General features: G+C 71.1%; 3 protein-coding genes (1 of these 3 cut by a window edge). All 3 read left to right on the forward strand.

Going from position 1 to position 17844, the window contains the following annotated elements:
- Tightly spaced (each overlapping or abutting the next), the 3 genes in view from AC07AG_RS21185 to fabD form a layout consistent with a single transcriptional unit that may run on beyond the window.
- On the forward strand, positions 1-7416 hold the final stretch of the coding sequence (locus AC07AG_RS21185) for an SDR family NAD(P)-dependent oxidoreductase (protein WP_478756641.1). The gene continues 10239 nt to the left of window position 1, outside the view; the window shows 7416 of its 17655 coding nt (coding positions 10240-17655); the start codon falls outside the window, past its left edge; the stop codon is at positions 7414-7416.
- Positions 7417-16767: an SDR family NAD(P)-dependent oxidoreductase gene (locus AC07AG_RS21190; RefSeq protein WP_478756643.1), complete on the forward strand. Its 9351-nt coding sequence runs from the start codon at positions 7417-7419 to the stop codon at positions 16765-16767.
- Positions 16764-17843, forward strand: coding sequence for an ACP S-malonyltransferase (gene fabD, locus AC07AG_RS21195; RefSeq protein WP_478756645.1), 1080 nt, complete (start codon positions 16764-16766; stop codon positions 17841-17843). The genes AC07AG_RS21190 and fabD overlap by 4 nt, the downstream gene beginning before the upstream one ends.
- Position 17844: the final 1 nt, after the last annotated feature.

The raw sequence follows: 17844 nt of genomic DNA on the forward strand, positions 1-17844 counted from the left end.
GGTCTCGGTGGCCTCGGGCGCATCTTCGCCGAGGAGATCGCCGGGCAGGTCGACGGCGTCACCCTCGTGCTGACCGGCCGCTCTCCGGAGACCGAGCGGTCGCGCGGGTTCCTCGCTGAGCTGCGCGCGGCGGGGGCGCGGGTGTCCTACACGCGGCTCGACGTCACCGACCGGGCCGGCGTCGATGCCCTGGTCGCCGCCACCCTGCGGGACGCGGGACGCCTCGACGGCGTCATCCACAGCGCGGGGGTGAGGGAGGACAACTTCATCCTCAAGAAGTCCGCCGAGGAGTTCGGCCGCGTCCTGCCGCCCAAGGTGAGCGGCACGGTCCACCTGGACGAGGCGACCCGGGACGTGGACCTCGACTTCTTCGTGACGTTCTCCTCCGGCGCCGCGGTGACCGGCAACATGGGCCAGGCCGACTACGCGACGGCGAACGCGTTCATGGACGCCTACGCCGAGTACCGACAGCACCTGGTCGCCCTCGGCGCGCGCCGGGGCCGCACGGTGTCCATCAACTGGTCGCTGTGGGCCGAGGGCGGGATGCGTCCCGACGCCACCAGCGAGGCGATTCTCCGCGAGCGCTTCGGGATCACCCCGCTGCGCCGCGATGCGGGGCTCGATGCCTTCGCGCGCTGCCTGCGCATGAGCCATCACCAAGTGCTCGTCGTCGCGGGGGACGTGGCGGCCTTCCGAAGCGCCCTCAAGGCACAGCACCCGAGCGAGGACATACGACCTATGAGTGCCGAGAGCAGGACGGCAGCACCGACGCCGCGGGAGAACGACCTGGAACCGGCGGCGGTGAACTACATCAAGTCGCTGCTCGCGACGGCCCTGAAGGTGCCGTGGCAGCGCATCGAGGCCGACCTCCCGATGGAGCGCTACGGCATCGACTCCGTGATGGCCCTGACCATGACCGCAAGGCTGGAGGAGGTCTTCGGGCGTCTGCCCAAGACGCTCTTCTTCGAGTACCAGAACATCACGGCCCTGGCCGGGTACTTCCTCGCCGTGCACGAGGCCCGCCTGCGGGAGCTGCTGGGCGCCGACGCCACCACGGCCGCGACCGGGACGCCCGTGCCCGTGCCCGAGCCCGGACCGCGGGCCGCGGTCACCTCGGCGCCCACGGCCGGTTCGTCCGCGGCCGCATCGGTGCCGGCCGCGTCGGCCGCGGCCCTGCCGCCCGCCGCCGACATCGCGATCATCGGCCTCGGCGGCCGCTACCCGCAGGCCGGCAACCTGCGTGAGTTCTGGCGCAACCTCTCCGAGGGCAGGGACAGCGTCGTCGAGGTTCCCCGCGAGCGCTGGGACCACAGCCTCTACCTCGACACGGACGGCTCGAAGCCGGGCAAGACGTACTGCAAGTGGGGCGGGTTCCTCGACGACATCGACCGGTTCGACCCGCAGTTCTTCAACATCTCGCCCCGCGAGGCGGAGGTGGTCGACCCCCAGGAGCGCCTGTTCCTGGAGTGCGTCTACGAGACGCTGCAGGACGCCGGGTACACCCGGCAGGCCCTGGGCGAGTACCGCTCGAACGGCGTCGACGGCAACGTCGGCCTGTTCGTGGGCGTGATGTACGACGAGTACCAGCTCTACGGGACCGACGAGCAGGGCAAGCACACCCAGGTGATACCGGGCAACTCGGCCTCGATCGCCAACCGCGTCTCGTACTTCTGCGACTGGCACGGGCCGAGCGTCACGGTGAAGACGATGTGTTCGTCGTCGCTGACGGCACTGCACCTGGCGTGCCAGAGCCTGCGGCTCGGCGACTGCGAGGTGGCGGTCGCGGGCGGCGTCAATCTGTCGCTGCACCCCGCCAAGTACCTGCTGCTCGGGCAGACCGGGTTCGCGTCGAGCAGGGGGATGTGCGAGAGCTTCGGCAGCGGCGGTGACGGCTACGTGCCGGGAGAGGGCGTGGGCGCCGTGCTGCTCAAGCCGCTCGACCGGGCCATCGCCGACAACGACCGGATCTACGGAGTCATCAAGTCCACCGCGGTCAACCACGGTGGCAGGACCAACGGTTACACGGTCCCCAACCCCAACGCCCAGGCGGCGACCATCGCGTCCGCCCTGGACAAGGCGGGTGTCGACGCCCGCGCGGTGAGCTACGTGGAGGCGCACGGCACCGGGACCGAACTCGGCGACCCCATCGAGATCGCGGGCCTGACCAAGGCGTTCGCACGGGACACCGACGACCGCCAGTACTGCGCGATCGGCTCGGTGAAGAGCAACATCGGGCACTGCGAGAGCGCGGCGGGGATCTCCGCGCTGACCAAGGTCCTGCTGCAGCTCCAGCACCGCAGGCTGGTGCCCTCGCTGCACGCGGAGGTGCTCAACCCGCACATCGACTTCGCCGAGACGCCGTTCCGGGTGCAGCGCGAGTCCGCGGAGTGGAAGCGGCCGACGGTCATCGCGGCCGACGGCGAGGCGCGCGAGTACCCGCGCATCGCGGGCATCTCGTCGTTCGGCGCCGGCGGTTCGAACGCGCACGTCATCGTGTCGGAGTACGTCCCGGCGGAAACGATCGCCCCGGAACCGGTGGCGGACCCGCTGTCGTCCGTCGTGATCGTCTCCGCGAGGACCGCCGAACAGCTGACGCAGTACGCCCAGCGGCTGCTCGACTGGGCGGACGAGGAGCGGATCACCGACGCCGACCTGCCCGGCATCGCCTACACGCTGCAGGTGGGGCGTGAACACATGGACGAGCGGCTGGCGTTCACCGCCGGGACCGTGCCGGAGTTCCTCGCCGGGCTGCGCGCCCACGTCGACGGCGGCGAGGCCGCCGGCCTCTACCGGGGCAGGGCCCAGCGCTCGACGAACGCCGTGTCGTCGCTGTTCGAGGACGAGGACCTGACCGGTGTCGTCGACGCCTGGCTCCGCAAGCGCAAGCTCGGCAAGCTCCTGGAGGTGTGGGTCAACGGGCTGAGCCTCGACTGGCGCGGCTGCTACACGACTCCGCAGCGCCGCGTCGCGCTGCCGACGTACCCCTTCGCGCGCAAGCGGTCCTGGATACCGGGGAGCACTCGCCCGGAGAGCGCGGTGGACATCCCGCGGCCCGCGCTGCCGAAGCCTTCCGCGCTGCCGAAGCCGTCCGAGGTGGCGAAGCCGTCCGCGGTGGCGAGGCCCTCCGCGGTGGCGAAGCCTTCCGTGGTGCAGGAGCCGTCCGCGGTGCCGAAGCCTTCCGCGGCCGTCACGTCGAAACCGCGGGGCATCGGCCTCGCACCGCTGAGCGGTGCGACGCAGGCCCCCAGGGCGGTGGAGGCGCAGGCGCCCGCGCGGCGTTCCGTGCAGTCCGTGACGCTTCCCGCAGCGGCCTCCGCGCCTGCCCCTGCCCCTGCCCCCGCCCCTGCCCGGCCCGCGGACCCGGCTCCGGCCGCGGTCACGGTCGCGGTAGCGGGCCCGGACGAGGAGACGCTCGTCGCGGAGCTGACCACGCTCCTGGGCCAGGCCCTGTACCTGGCCGAGGACGAGGTCGACCCGGAGGCGAACTTCACCGACCTCGGCCTGGACTCCATCGTCGGCGTGGAGTGGATCAAGGCCATCAACAAGCAGTACGGCCTTGAACTCGCGGCCACCAGGCTCTACGACACACCCACCGTCGTCGGCCTTGCCGCCCACCTCATGACCGTGCTGCCCACCGCTCAGGAGCGTCCGCAGGCCCCCGTCGAGCCGCCGGTCGCGGTCGTCCCCGTAGAGGAGCCGGTCGAGGCCGTAGACGCAGGAGCACCCGCCCTCGACGAGGAGCAGGTGCAGGCCGAACTCCTGAGCAGCCTCGCCGACGCCCTGTACCTGTCGGTGGACGAGCTGGACCTGGACCGCAACTTCACCGAGTTCGGGCTCGACTCGATCGTCGGCGTGGAGTGGATCAAGGCGGTCAACAAGCGGTACGGCATCGCCCTGCAGGCCACCAAGCTCTACGACCACCCCACCGTCCAGGAACTCGCAGCCCGCGTCGTCGAGGAGGCCGGAAAGGCACCGGCCCCAGCGCAGGCTCCGGCGCCCGCACAAGAGCCAGCTCCCGTACGTGAGTTGGAGGTGCAGCCCGCACCCGTGGTGAAACCAGAACCCGTGGTGAAGCCCGCACCCGTGGTGAAGCCGGAACCCGTCGTGAATCCGGAACCCGTCGTGAAGCCCACACTCGTGGTGGCCCCCGCCCCCGCGCGGACCCGGCCCGCCGTCCCCGGCGACGCGATCGCCGTCGTCGGCATGGCGGGCAAGTACCCGCTCGCCGACAACCTCGACGACTACTGGGACAACCTGGCGAGCGGGCGCGACTGCGTCCGGGAGATCCCGGCGTCCCGGTGGGACGTCGACCAGTACTACGACCCGCGGCCGAACCAGCCCGGCAAGGTCTACTGCAAGTGGATGGGGCTGCTCGACGACGTCGACGTCTTCGATCCGCTGTTCTTCGGCATCCCGCCCGCGGAGGCCGAGGCGATGGACCCGCAGCAGCGGCTCTTCCTGCAGGAGGCCTACCACGCGTTCGAGGACGCGGGGTACGACGTCCAGGAGCTGAGCGGGCAGAAGTGCGGTGTCTACCTGGGGATCATGAGCAACGAGTACGGCGCGCTCATGCGGGAGCAGGGCGGCGACGCGAGTTCGGCGACCAGCAACAGCAACGCCATCACGGCCGCGCGCATCGCCTACATCCTCAACCTCAAGGGCCCGGCGATCGCCCTCGACACGGCCTGCTCGTCCTCGCTCGTCGGCACCCACCTCGCGACCCAGGCCCTGCGCGCCGGTGAGATCGACATGGCGCTGGTGGGCGGAGTCACCCTCTATCTGACCGCCGAGTCCTACATCAGCATGTGCGGTGCGGGAATGCTGGCGCCGGACGGCAGGTGCAAGACCTTCGACGACGCCGCCGACGGGTTCGTGCCCGGCGAGGGCGTGGGCGCGCTCGTGCTCAAGCGGCTCGCGGACGCCGAGCGCGACGGGGACACCGTCCACGGCATCATCAAGGGCTCCGGCATCAACCAGGACGGGCGGACGAACGGCATCACCGCGCCGAACGCCGCCAGCCAGCGGGAACTCCAGCACGACGTGTACGAGCGGTACGACGTGGACCCCGGCGGCATCAGTTACGTGGAGATGCACGGCACGGGCACCAAGCTCGGCGACCCGATCGAACTGGAGGCCCTGGCCTCGGTGTACCGCGAGCGGACCGACAAGGTCGGCTACTGCGCCATCGGTTCGGTCAAGAGCAACGTCGGGCACACGTCGGCGGCCGCGGGCGTGGCCGCCATCCAGAAGACGCTGCTCTGCATGAAGAACAAGCAGTTGGTGCCGACGCTGCACTTCAACACCCCCAACGAGCACTTCGACTTCGAGAACTCGCCCTTCTACGTCAACACCGAGCTCGCACCGTGGAAGGTGGGCCCCGGCGAGAGCCGTCGCGCGGCCGTGAGTTCCTTCGGCTTCAGCGGCACGAACGCCCACCTCGTGCTAGAGGAGTACGACGGCGGCGACGACGAGGAGACCGAGCCGGCGGCGAGCACGGGGACGTCGGTCTTCGTCCTGTCGGCGAAGGCCGAGGAACAGCTCGCGACCGTCGCCGAGCGGATCAGGGACCACGTCGAGGCGCATCCGTCCGTGCACCTGCGGAGCCTGGCGTACTCGCTCCAGACGGGGCGCGAACCGATGACGTGGCGGCTGGCCTTCGCCGCCGCGACGCGCGGGGAGTTCGTGGAGAAGGTGACGCGGTACCTCAACGGCGGCCCTGCGGAAGGCCTGTTCACCGGGCGGGTCAGGAACCGCAGGGGCAAGGACGCGTCCGCCGCGGGCAAGGCGCCGGTCGTCCCCGCGGGCGGTGTCCTGACCGCCGCGCAGGGCGAGGAACTCGCGGACCGCTGGGTCCGGGGGACTTCGGTCGACTGGCCCCTCCTCTATCCCCAGGGCGCACCCCGCCGCGTACCGCTGCCCGCCTATCCCTTCGCGCGTGAGCGCTACTGGCTCGGCCTGCCCGCCGAGGCCCCTGCTGCTGCTCCTGTGGCGCAGCCGCTCGTGGCCGAGACGGTGGTGCAGCCGCTCGTGGCCGAGACCGTCGCCGCTGCCGAGGACACCTCCTCAGGCACGAACGTCCTGCTGAAGCCCGTCTGGGACGCGGCGCCCCGGCCCGAACCGGTGGACACGGCCCGCCGGACCGGCCGGGTCGTCGTGATCGGCGGTCACGAGCAGTGGGAGCGGATCCGGTCCGGTCTCCCCGGTGCCGAACGGTTCCCGGTCGGCGGCGCCGACACGGTGGAGACGCTCGCGGAGCGGCTCCTCGCGCAGGACGGCCCGATCGACCACATCATCTGGGCGCCAACTCCGGCTGCGGCGGCCGGAGTCGACGACGCACTGGTCGAGGCACAGGAAGACGGCCTGTACGCCTGCTTCCGTACGCTGAAGGCGTTGCTGAGCTCGGGGTACGGCAAGCGCCCGCTTGAAGTGACCGTCCTGACGGAACGGAGTCAGCGGGTCCGGCGGAGCGACCAGGTGGACCCGACGCACGCCGGTGTGCACGGCCTGCTGGGTTCCGTGGCCAAGGAGTACCCCGGCTGGAACGTCCGCCTGGTCGACCTGGAGGACGGGAGCGAGCTGCCGCTCGCGGAGATCCTGGCGCTGTCCCGGGCCGAGCGCGGCAGTGTCTGGGCGCACCGCCGCAAGCGCTGGTACCTGCAGACGCTCGTCCCGGTCCAGAGCAAGTCCCCTGAGCCGACCGGGAGTTCGGCCTACCGCAAGGGAGGCACCTACGTCGTGGTCGGCGGTGCCGGTGGCATCGGCGAGGCGTGGACGGAACACCTGATCCGCGACTACGGCGCCCACGTCGTCTGGATCGGCAGGCGGGAAGAGGACGCCTCGATCCGCGAACGGCTGCGCAGGCTGGGGGAGTTGGGCCCCGCGCCCAGCTACGTACGAGCCGACGCGGCCGACCTGCAGTCGCTGCGGCGCGCCTACGAGCACATCAAGCGGACCCATGGGCCGGTCCACGGTGTGGTCCACTCCGCGATCGTCCTCCTGGACCGGAGTGTCGAGCGGATGGACGAGGAGCGCTTCCGCGCCGCCGTCACGGCCAAGGTCGACGTCAGCGTGCGGATGGCGCAGGTGTTCGGGGGCGAGCCGCTGGACTTCATGCTGTTCTTCTCCTCGATGAACTCGTTCATGAAGGCACCGGGGCAGTGCAACTACGTGGCGGGTTCGGTGTTCGAGGACGCCTTCGCCCACAGCCTGGCGGGGACCGCGATCCCGGCCAAGATCATCAACTGGGGCTACTGGGGCAGTGTCGGCGTCGTCGCCACCCCCGAGCATCAAGAGCGCATGAGCAGGGCGGGCGCGGGTTCGATCTCGCCCGCCGACGGCATGGCCGCTCTCGACGTTCTTCTCGACGGAGCATTCGACCAACTCGGCTTGGTCAAGGACAACGGGGGTATCGCGTAAATGTGGGGCATAACCCGCAAAGAGACCATCACCACGGCCAGGACCGGCGTCCCGCTGCCACTGGCACGGTTGTGCCGGGACATCGCGGCCGGTGCGGACGTCCCCCTCGCCGCGGCACCCGCGGCCCCCGAGGACACGGACGCGCTCATCGACGAGGACCTGCTCAGCAGGCTCCTGCTCGACCAGCTGCGGGTCGCCGGGCTGTTCGCGGACGTCGGCGGTCGCACGGCCGACGTCGGCGAGGCGATCGCCGGGCTCCCCGTCGGTGAGGAGCTGCGCCGCTGGGCCGGCGAATCGGTCCGACAGCTCCTGACCCGCGGTCACCTCCACGGCGACCCGGCCCGCCCGAGCCCGAGCAGTGCGGAGAACAGCCGTGACCTGTGGGCGGAGTGGGAGGCACGGAGCGCGCGTTGGGCCCGCGACGCGGACCTGCGCGCCCAGGCCGTGCTCCTCGACACCACGCTGCGGGCGCTGCCGCGGATCCTCACCGGCGCCGTGCCCGCCACCGATGTCCTGTTCCCCAACTCCTCGCTGGAACTGGTCGAGGGCATCTACAAGGGCAACCCCGTCACCGACGTCTTCAACGGCGTCCTCGCCGACACCGCGGCCGCCGTCGTACGCGCCGTCGTGCACGGCGACCCGCGGGCCCGGATCAGGATCCTCGAGATCGGCGCGGGCACGGGCGGCGGCAGCCTGAAGGTCTTCCAGCGCCTCGAGCCGCTGGCCTCCCACGTGGAGACCTACTGCTACACCGACCTGTCGCGCTCGTTCCTCATGCACGCCGAGCAGGAGTACGGTCCGGGCCGCCCGTACCTGGACTACCGCCTGCTCGACATCGAGAAGGCGCCCAGTTCCCAGGGCGTCGAACTCGGCAGCTTCGACCTCGTCCTTGCCACGAACGTCCTGCACGCCACGAGGGACATCCGCAGGACGCTGCGCAACGCCAAGGCGCTGCTCAAGGAGAACGGCGTCCTGCTCGCCAACGAGATATCGGCGAACTCGCTCTTCACCCACCTGACGTTCGGCCTGCTGACGGGGTGGTGGCTGTACGAGGACGCCGAGCTGCGCCTCCCCGGCTGCCCGGGGCTGTCCCCGCGGTCCTGGTCCGATGCGCTGGAGGACGAGGGCTTCGACGCCGTGTCGTTCCCGGCGGAGGGCCTGCACGACCTGGGATACCAGATCATCGCCGCGCAGAGCGACGGTGTGATCCGGCAGGAGGCCGAGCACGAGTCCGACGCCCGGCCGGACGACAGGAACCCCCGGGCCGCCGAAGCGGCGCGGCCCGCGCCGCGGCGGGAGAGCGCCGCGCGCGGGACGTCGGTGTCCGACGACGCGCTTGAGCAGCATGTCAGGGACGTCGTACTCGACCAGCTCGCCCAGGCCCTCAAGGTCGACAGGACCCGGATCGACGCCGACGACACCTTCATGGACTACGGCGTGGACTCCATCATCGGCGTCCGGCTGATCCACGAGATCAACGAGCGGCTCGGCGTCGACCTGGCCACCACCGACCTGTTCGACCACCCCTCGGTCCGGCAGCTCGCCGCCCACATCCTCGACGAGCACAGGACGCAGGCCGCGGCCTCGCTGCCGCAGGCGCCCACGGCCGACGGCGCCGGGACGCTCCCGCTGGAGCCCGCACCGGTTGCCGGCGTTCCGGTGGAGGCCGTGGAAGCCGTCCCGGTGGACACCGTCGTACGGACGGTATCCGGGGAGCGGGAGCCGATCGCGATCGTCGGCATGAGCGGCAGGTTCGGCGGCTCGCCCGGCGTCGAGGAGCTGTGGGAGCACCTGGTGCGGGGGGACAACCTCGTCGAGGAGGTCACCCGCTGGAAGCTGCCCGACCCGCCCGCGGGCGCGCCGGTCTGCCGGCACGGCAGCTTCATCGACGACCACGACCGGTTCGACCCCGCGTTCTTCAACCTCTCCGGGGTCGAGGCCACTTACATGGACCCCCAGCAGCGGGTGTTCCTCGAAGAGGCGTGGAAGGCGCTGGAGGACGCGGGCCACGCCGGGTCCGCCACCCGGGGCAGGCGCTGCGGGGTGTACGTCGGCTGCCAGGAGAGCGGGTACACCGCGCTCTTCGGCGACGATGTCCCGGCGCCCGCCATGTGGGGCAACGCGCTCTCGGCCCTGCCCGCGCGCATCTCCTACCACCTCGACCTGCAGGGCCCCGCGGTCGCCGTGGACACCGCGTGCTCCAGCTCGCTGGTCGCCATCCACCTTGCCTGCCAGGGGCTTTGGGGCGGCGAGACCGAGATGGCGCTCGCGGGTGGGGTCTCCATCCAGTGCACGCCGCAGTTCTACCGGCTCGCGGGCCAGGCGGGCATGCTCTCCCCGAGCGGCCGCTGCCACACCTTCGACGACCGCGCCGACGGGTTCGTGCCGGGCGAGGGCGTCGGGGTGGTCGTCCTCAAGAGGCTCGGCGACGCCCTCGCGGACGGGGACCACATCCACGGCGTCATCAGCGGCTCCGGGATCAACCAGGACGGCGCGTCCAACGGCATCACCGCCCCGAGCGCCAAGTCCCAGGAACGCCTGGAGACTTCGGTCTACGACGCCTTCGGGATCGACCCCGATGGCATCCAGCTGGTCGAGGCGCACGGCACGGGCACCAAGCTCGGCGACCCCATCGAGTACCACGCGCTGAAGCGGGCCTTCGGCCGCTACACCGACCGGCGCGAGTTCTGCGCGCTGGGCTCCATCAAGTCCAACATCGGGCACACCACCACCGCCGCCGGTGTCGCCGGGGTCATCAAGATCCTGCTCTCGCTGCGCAACCGGCGCATCCCGCCGTCGATCAACTACGAAGTGGGCAACTCCCACATCGACTTCACCGACAGCCCCTTCTACGTCAACACGGAGGACCGCCTCTGGGAGGCGGGCGCGGACGGCAGGCGCCGCGCCGCCGTCAGCTCGTTCGGCGTCAGCGGGACCAACGCCCATATGGTGATCGAGGAGGCGCCGCACCAGGCCCCACGCGAGGACGCGTACCCGGCGCACCTCGTCACGCTGTCCGCGGACACGGCGGAGCAACTGCGCGAGCAGGCCGTGCGGTTGGCCGCGCACTGCGCCGCGCACCCCGGGCTCGGCCTGGGCGACGTGAGCTTCACCCTGCTGTCGGGCCGCAAGCACCTTCCGCACCGCCTGGCCTGTGTGGCGCGGGGCCAGGACGAGGTCGTCCACGTACTGCGGCAGTGGCTGTCCACCGGAGCGAGCCCGCACGTGCACGTCGGCGGGCCGGCCGAGCGCGGGCAGGGCGAGCGGGCCTCGCTGAAGAGCTACGGCACCGACTGTATCCACCGCTCGGTGTCGGCCACCGAAGCCGGACCCCGTACCGAGCTCCTCTCGACGGTCGCGGACCTCTACGCCCAGGGCTACGACCTCGACTACGCGGGGCTGTTCGCCGGGCAGCGGCAGCGGCCACGGCGCGTGCCGCTGCCGACGTACCCGTTCGCGCGTGACCGCTACTGGGTGCCCACCGCACAGCGGTCTGCTGCGCTCGGACCGGCGCCTTCGGCACCGCATCCGCTGCTGCACGTCAACGCGTCGACCCTCCGCTCGCAGCGTTACGAGTCCACGTTCACCGGCCGCGAGTCCGTCCTGACCGACCACGTGGTCAACGGACAGAAGGTCCTGCCGGGCGTCGCCTGCCTGGAGATGGCACGGGCGGCCGCCGAACTGGCCGAGCCGGAGCGCGACCCCTCGGGGATCACGCTGCGCCACGTGGTGTGGGCACGCCCTGTGGTGGCCGGCGGGGACCCGGTGGCTCTCACGACGACGCTCACCCCCGGCGACCGGGACGAGATCGACTTCGCGATCACCGGAGCGGACGCCGTCGTGCACAGCCAGGGACAGGTGATCCGGAAGCCCGGCACCCCGGCCACGCTCGACGTCGGGCGCGTCCGCGCCGCGTGCGACCGCGCCGAACTCGACGCCGCGCAGCTGTACCCGCTGTACGAGCGCATCGGCTTCGGGTACGGCCCCGCGCACCGCGGTGTCGAGCGCCTGCACATCGGCAGGGACGAGGTCCTGGTGCGGCTGTCGCTGCCCGGCTCGGTGCGGGACACCCTGCACGCGTACGTGCTGCACCCCAGCCTGCTCGACTCGATGCTGCAGGGTTCCCTCGGCATGGGGGCGGCGTCCGCGCCGGAGTCCGCCCTTGACGTCGCGGGGATGAAGCCGTCGCTGCCGTTCGCCCTGGACGAGCTGGAGATCCTCGGCCCGTGCACGGAGGAGATGTGGGCGTGGATCCGCTACAGCCCGGGTACGGCGAAGGACGGCAAGGTCTTCAAGCTCGACATCGACCTCTGCGACGAGCAGGGCTCGGTGCGTACCCGCGTGAAGGGCATCTCCTACCGCGTCCTCGACGCGGAACCCGGCGACACGTGCGTCACCTTCCTGCCCGTATGGGAGAGGGCGGCGCGGGCCGCCGCGGCGACGGAGCCCTCGCGGCACGTCGTGCTGCTGTGCGACATGCCCGAGCTCGCCGACGCGTTCGAGGCCCGGTGCCCGTCCGTCGAGGTGCTGCGCCTGACCTCCGCGGCGGCGGGGACGGCGGAGCGGTTCACCGAGTACGTCGTCCAGGCGCTCGACCACGTCCGCCGCGTCCTGCCCGGATCGGCGGGGCAGCCCGTCCTGGTGCAGCTCGTCGTCCCGCAGGACGGTGACCCGGCACTCGCGCTCGGCCTGCTCGGACTGCTGAAGTCGGCGCGGGCGGAGGACCCCGGCCTGGTCGTCCAGGCCGTTCTCGTCGACGCGGGCGACGGCGCGGACCGCCTGGTCTCCCAGGTGGCCGCGGGCGGCCCGCGCGCCGAAGGCGACTGCGTCCGCTTCCGCGGCGCCGAGGCCGAGGCGCTGACCTGGGCCGAGCACAAGGCGCCGCCGGAGCGGCGGATCCCGTGGAAGAACGGCGGTGTCTACCTGGTCACGGGCGGGCTCGGCGGCGTCGGCTCGCTCGTCGTGGCGGACATGGTCGCCGAGGTCGGGAACGTCACCGTCGTCCTGGCGGGCCGGTCACCGCTGAGCCCCGACCAGGAAGCGCTCCTCGCGCGGTGGCGCGGCCAGGGGGCGGACGTGCGCCACTCCCGTGTCGACGTCGGCGACGCCGCGGCGGTCGAGACGCTGGTCGAGGAGATCGTCCGGGACCACGGCACCCTGCACGGTGTCATCCACGGTGCAGGGGTCGTGAAGGACAACTTCGTGGGGCGCAAGACGCCGCAGGAGTGCCGCGAGGTCCTCGCGCCGAAGGTGGCGGGCGTGGTGAACCTGGACGAGGCCAGCAAGGATCTGCCGCTGGACTTCTTCGTCACGTTCGCGGCCGCGGCCGGGGTGTTCGGCAACACCGGACAGGCCGACTACGCCGCGGCCAACGCCTTCCTGGACGCCTACGCGCACCGCAGGCGCGCCCTCGTGGAGCAGGGCCTGCGGTCGGGTGCCTCCGTGTCCGTCGACTGGCCGCTGTGGGCCGACGGCGGGATGCGCGTCGACGAGCACACCGCGTCGGTCATGCGCGAGCGGCTCGGCATGACGCCCATGCCGGGCGCGATGGGCATCCAGGCACTCCACGCGGCTCTCAACGCCGCCCACACACAGGTCCTGGTCATCGCGGGCGACGCCGTGAGAATCAGGCAGACGGTCCTTCGCGAGGACCAGCGGCCGGAGCGCACACCCGCCGTCCCGGCGGCGGCGAACCGCCCGCACGCAGCCGTCGACCATGGAGCCACCGGCCACGGATCCGCTCACCCCAAGGTCGTCGCGTACCTGCGCACCGTCATCTCGGAGGCCATCCAGGTCCCCGCGCACCGCCTCGACGCGGCCACGCCCTTCGAGCGGTACGGCATCGACTCGGTCCTCGCGCTGACCATCACCGACCGGCTGGAAGCCGACTTCGGCTCGCTGCCCAAGACGCTCCTGTTCGAGCACCAGTGCATCGACGACCTCGGCCGGTACTTCATCGCCGCACGCGCCGACGCGCTGGAGCCGGTCCTGGGCATCGGTGCCGAACGCGCACCGGAACAGGCCGCCGCCGCGCCGCCCGCACAGGCGTACACCGCGCCCGGACTCCCCGCATTCACCGAGCTCCCCGGACTCCCCGAAACCACCGAGCGGCCCGAGCGCTTCGTACGACCGGCCGAACCCCGCGACGACGAAGCGATCGCGGTCATCGGTCTCGCGGGCCGCTACCCCGGGGCCGCGGACCTGGAAGAGCTGTGGGAGAACCTGGTCGCCGCCCGTGACTGCGTCACGGAGGTGCCCGCGGACCGCTGGGACCACGAGCGGGTCGGCGGCGAGCCGGGCGAAGTCCCCCGGTGGGGCGGCTTCCTGGACTCCGTCGCCGACTTCGACGCACTGCTGTTCAACGTCGCGCCCAGCGAGGCGGCGATCATGGACCCGCAGACCCGGCTGTTCCTGGAATGCGTGTGGACCCTCCTGGAGAGCTCCGGGTACACCCGCGAGAGCCTGCGCACCCGGCACGGCGGCCGGGTCGGCGTCTACGTCGGCACCATGTACCAGCAGTACCAACTCCTGTCGTCCGACGTCGTCCACGAGTCCATCACGTCGGTGGTGTCGCCCAGCGCCGTCGCGAACCGCGTCTCGCACTTCTTCGACCTTCGCGGGCCGAGCATGGCGGTCGACACGACGTGCTCGTCGTCGCTGGTGGCCATCCACATGGCGTGCGAGGAACTGCGGCGCGGCGGCAGCGAGTTGATGGTCGTGGGCGGGGTCAACCTCTCGCTGCACCCCAAGAAGTACCTGGGGCTGCGCATGACGGGTCTGATGGGCAGCAGCCCGGACAGCAGGGCGTTCCTCGACGGCGACGGGTTCGTGCCCGCGGAAGGCGTCGGCGCCGTCCTGCTCAAGCCGCTGTCCCGTGCCGTCGGCGACGGGGACGAGATCCTGGCGGTGATCAGGTCGAGCGCGGTGAACCACAAGGGCCGTACGAACGGCCCCATGGTGCCCAGCGTCGAACAGCAGGAAGAGCTGGTGGAGGAGAACCTGCGCAGGGCGGGCGTGCACCCGCGCACCGTCAGCTACGCGGAGGCGTCGGCCAACGGCTCCGCGCTGGGCGACGCCATCGAGTTCGCGGCGCTCAAGAACGTCTTCGGCAGGCACACGCCGGACGAGGGGTTCTGCGCCCTGGGGACGGTCAAGTCCACGCTCGGCAACCTCGAAGCGGCGTCGGGCGTCGCCCAGCTCAGCAAGGTCGCCCTGCAGATGCGCCACGGCAGGATCACCCCGCCGCTGCGGAGCGGCAGGCTCAACCCCGGCCTCGAATGCGACGGGACCGCGTTCTACCTGCCGGAGCAGGCCACGCGATGGGACCGGCCCGAGGTCGAGATCGAGGGCGTGCGGCGGCAGTATCCGAGGCGCGCGACCATCAGCGCCTTCGGGGCGGGCGGGTCCAACGCGCACCTGGTCGTCGAGGAGCACATCCCCGAACCCGACGGGCTTGCGGTGCCCGCCGAGGACGTACCGTCTCCGCGGATCGTGGTCCTCTCGGCCCGTACGGCGGACCGGCTGCGGGTCCATGCCCGCCGGGTCCTGGAGTTCGTGAGGACGCACGACGGGGTGTCCCTCGCCGATCTCGCGTACACGCTCCAGAGCGGACGCGAGGCCATGGACCACCGGCTGGCCCTGGTCGCCGACCACGTGAAGCAGGTCGTGGAGGGGCTGGAGCACTATCTGGGCGACGACGCGGCACGGGAGACCCCGGTCCCGCTCTTCACCGGCGACACGAGGCGCGACGGCGCGGACATCGGCGCGCTCCTGACCGGCACGGCCGGTGACGCGCTCCTGCGGCAACTCCTCGCCGAGAACCGGCCGGAGGACGTCGCCCTGTTCTGGGCGCGGGGCGGAAACGTGGCCTGGGACCGCGTCCAGGGCACGGGCGGGGCGCGCAGGCTGGTGCCCGCGCTGCCCACCTACCCCTTCGACCGGCAGCGGCACTGGGTCACCCCCGGCCGGCCGGACGGCACAGCGGCCGAGGCGCCGCGCGCGGAAGCACCGGAACCGGGACTGGTGGAACAGGAACGGGAACAGGGGCGGGAACGGGAACAGGAACCGGCGCCGCGCCCCGCGCCGGACGGGATCCCGGCCCTCGTCGCCGGTCTGCTCGGCCTGCCCGTCGCGGACCTGGAGCTGGACACACCGCTGGAGGACCTCGGCTTCAGCTCCATCCTGGCGACCCAACTCCTGCCGGGGATCCAGCGGTTCGCTCCCGCGGCGAGCCTGCGGGAGCTGTCCGAGTGCCGTACGACGCGGGACCTGGTGCGCCGGTTCGGTGCCGCGCCCCCGTCGGATTCCGCACAACCGGCCGGGATGCCGGAGATCGTGCACCTCAACGGGAGCAGCCGTGGCAGGCCGGTCTTCTGGTTCCACGGCGGGCTCGGCGGCGTCGAGGCCTACGGAGCCGTCGCCGACAGTGTCGAGCGGCCCTTCTACGGCATCCAGGCCAGAGGCTGGATGACCGACAGCGAACCGGTGACGGGCATCCGCGCCATGGCGGCCCACTACGCCGCCGTCATCCGGGCCGTCCAGCCGGCGGGCCCGTACGACCTGGGCGGGTACTCGCTCGGCGGGATGCTGGCCTACGAGGTCGCGCGGCAGCTGCAGGAAGCGGACTGCGCCGTCGAGACGATCACCATGCTGGACACGATGTACGGCGACGAGGTCAAGGCCAGGACCATGTCGCGCAAGGACATGGTCCTGCAGCAGGTGAACGCACTGCTGACGGCGGCCGCCGGGTCCAGGCCCGCGGACCCGGACCCGGACGCGCCCGCGCCCTTCATCGCGGGCTACGAGGTGGACCTGAGCCGCGATGCCGACGACCTCCTCGACGAGCTGATGCCGCTCGCCCGGCAGCGGGGTCTCGTCGGGCCGGAGGAGGCGGTGCGCGCACGCATCGAGCAGCACCTGCGCGTCCTGGAGGCGTACCAGGTGCTGGAGTACGAGGTGCAGCCGCTGCCACGCCCGGAGGCGGTGACCTGTTTCTACTTCCGCAACAGCAGCGGTCTCTTCTACGGTGATCTGGAGCCGGTGCTGTCGACCCAGGACGACGGCAAGGCGCTGGACCACGTCGTCTACTGGGCGGAATGGGAAAAGCGAATTCCCGACTTCCACCGGACCGACGTCGACTCGTCGAACCACTTCGTGATGCTCAGCGACGAGTCCTCGCTTTCAGCCATCCGCGCCTTCTGCAAGGTCTTCTACTCCAGCGGTCGGGAGAAGAACCGGATAACGAACGCCAAAAAGTGGGTGGGCCGCCGCCGTGCCAAGCGGCCGAATCCGGCCCCGGTGAACACGCACACGCACCGTGATGGTGGCAAGAACAGAAAGGGCTCGTCGTGAAGACGTACGTTTTCCCCGGTCAGGGATCCCAGAAGAAGACGATGGGAGGCAGCCTCTTCGACGAGTTCCCCTCGCTCACCCGGGAGGCCGACTCGATCCTGGGCTACTCCGTCAAGGAACTGTGCCTGGAGGATCCGGACAACCGGCTGAACCGCACCGAGTTCACCCAGCCCGCCCTCTACGTCGTCAACGCGCTGTCCTACTACAAGAAGCTGCAGGAGTCGGAGCGGGCGCCGGACTTCCTCGCCGGGCACAGCCTCGGTGAGTTCAACGCCCTGCTCGCCGCCGAGTGCTTCAGCTTCGAGGCGGGCCTTCGACTGGTGCGCAAGCGGGGCGAGTTGATGGCCCAGGCGCCGGAGGGCGCGATGGCGGCCGTGCTCAACGCGTCCGAGCGGGAGATACGCGCCATCCTCGACGACAACGGCCTGACCTCGATCGATCTGGCCAACTTCAACTCGGCGTCACAGATCGTGCTTTCGGGTCCGCCCGAGGACATCAAGGCCGCCCGTCCGCTCTTCCAGACCGGCAAGCACCTGTTCGCCCCGCTGAACACCAGCGGCGCCTTCCACTCCCGCTACATGGAGCCGTCGCGACGGGAGTTCAGCCGTTTCCTGGAGACCGTGAGGTTCTCCCCGCAGAAGGTCCCGGTCATCTCGAACGTGACCGCCCGGCCTTATGAGGACCACCGGGCCAAGGAGCTCCTTGCCGAGCAACTCACCAGCGCCGTGCGCTGGTCGGAGAGCGTGAACCACCTGCGCGGCCTGGGCGACATGGAGTTCCAGGAGTTGGGGCACGGCAATGTCCTGACCAAGCTCATCAACAAGATCTGCCGGGAGTCGCCGCAACCGCCGCGTCAGGAGTCCACGGCGGAGCAGCAGCCTTTGTCCGCACAGGAGTTGGTGCGCCAGTGGAACGAACGCCACCCGGTCGGCACCCGCGTCCGGTCGACGATCGGCGAATACCGGGACCTGGAGACGGCCACACCGGCAACGGTGCTTTTCGGCCACAGGGCAGCGGTGTACATGATCGGTTATCGCGGCTATTTTGACCTTACTGAGATCGAGTCGGTCAACTAGT

This window comes from Streptomyces sp. NPDC044044, from assembly GCF_056434405.1.

Coding starts and splice junctions, on each gene's coding strand:
- AC07AG_RS21190 (WP_478756643.1), top strand. CDS start 7,417: ATGTGGGGCATAACCCGCAAAGAGACCATCACCACGGCCAGGACCGGC.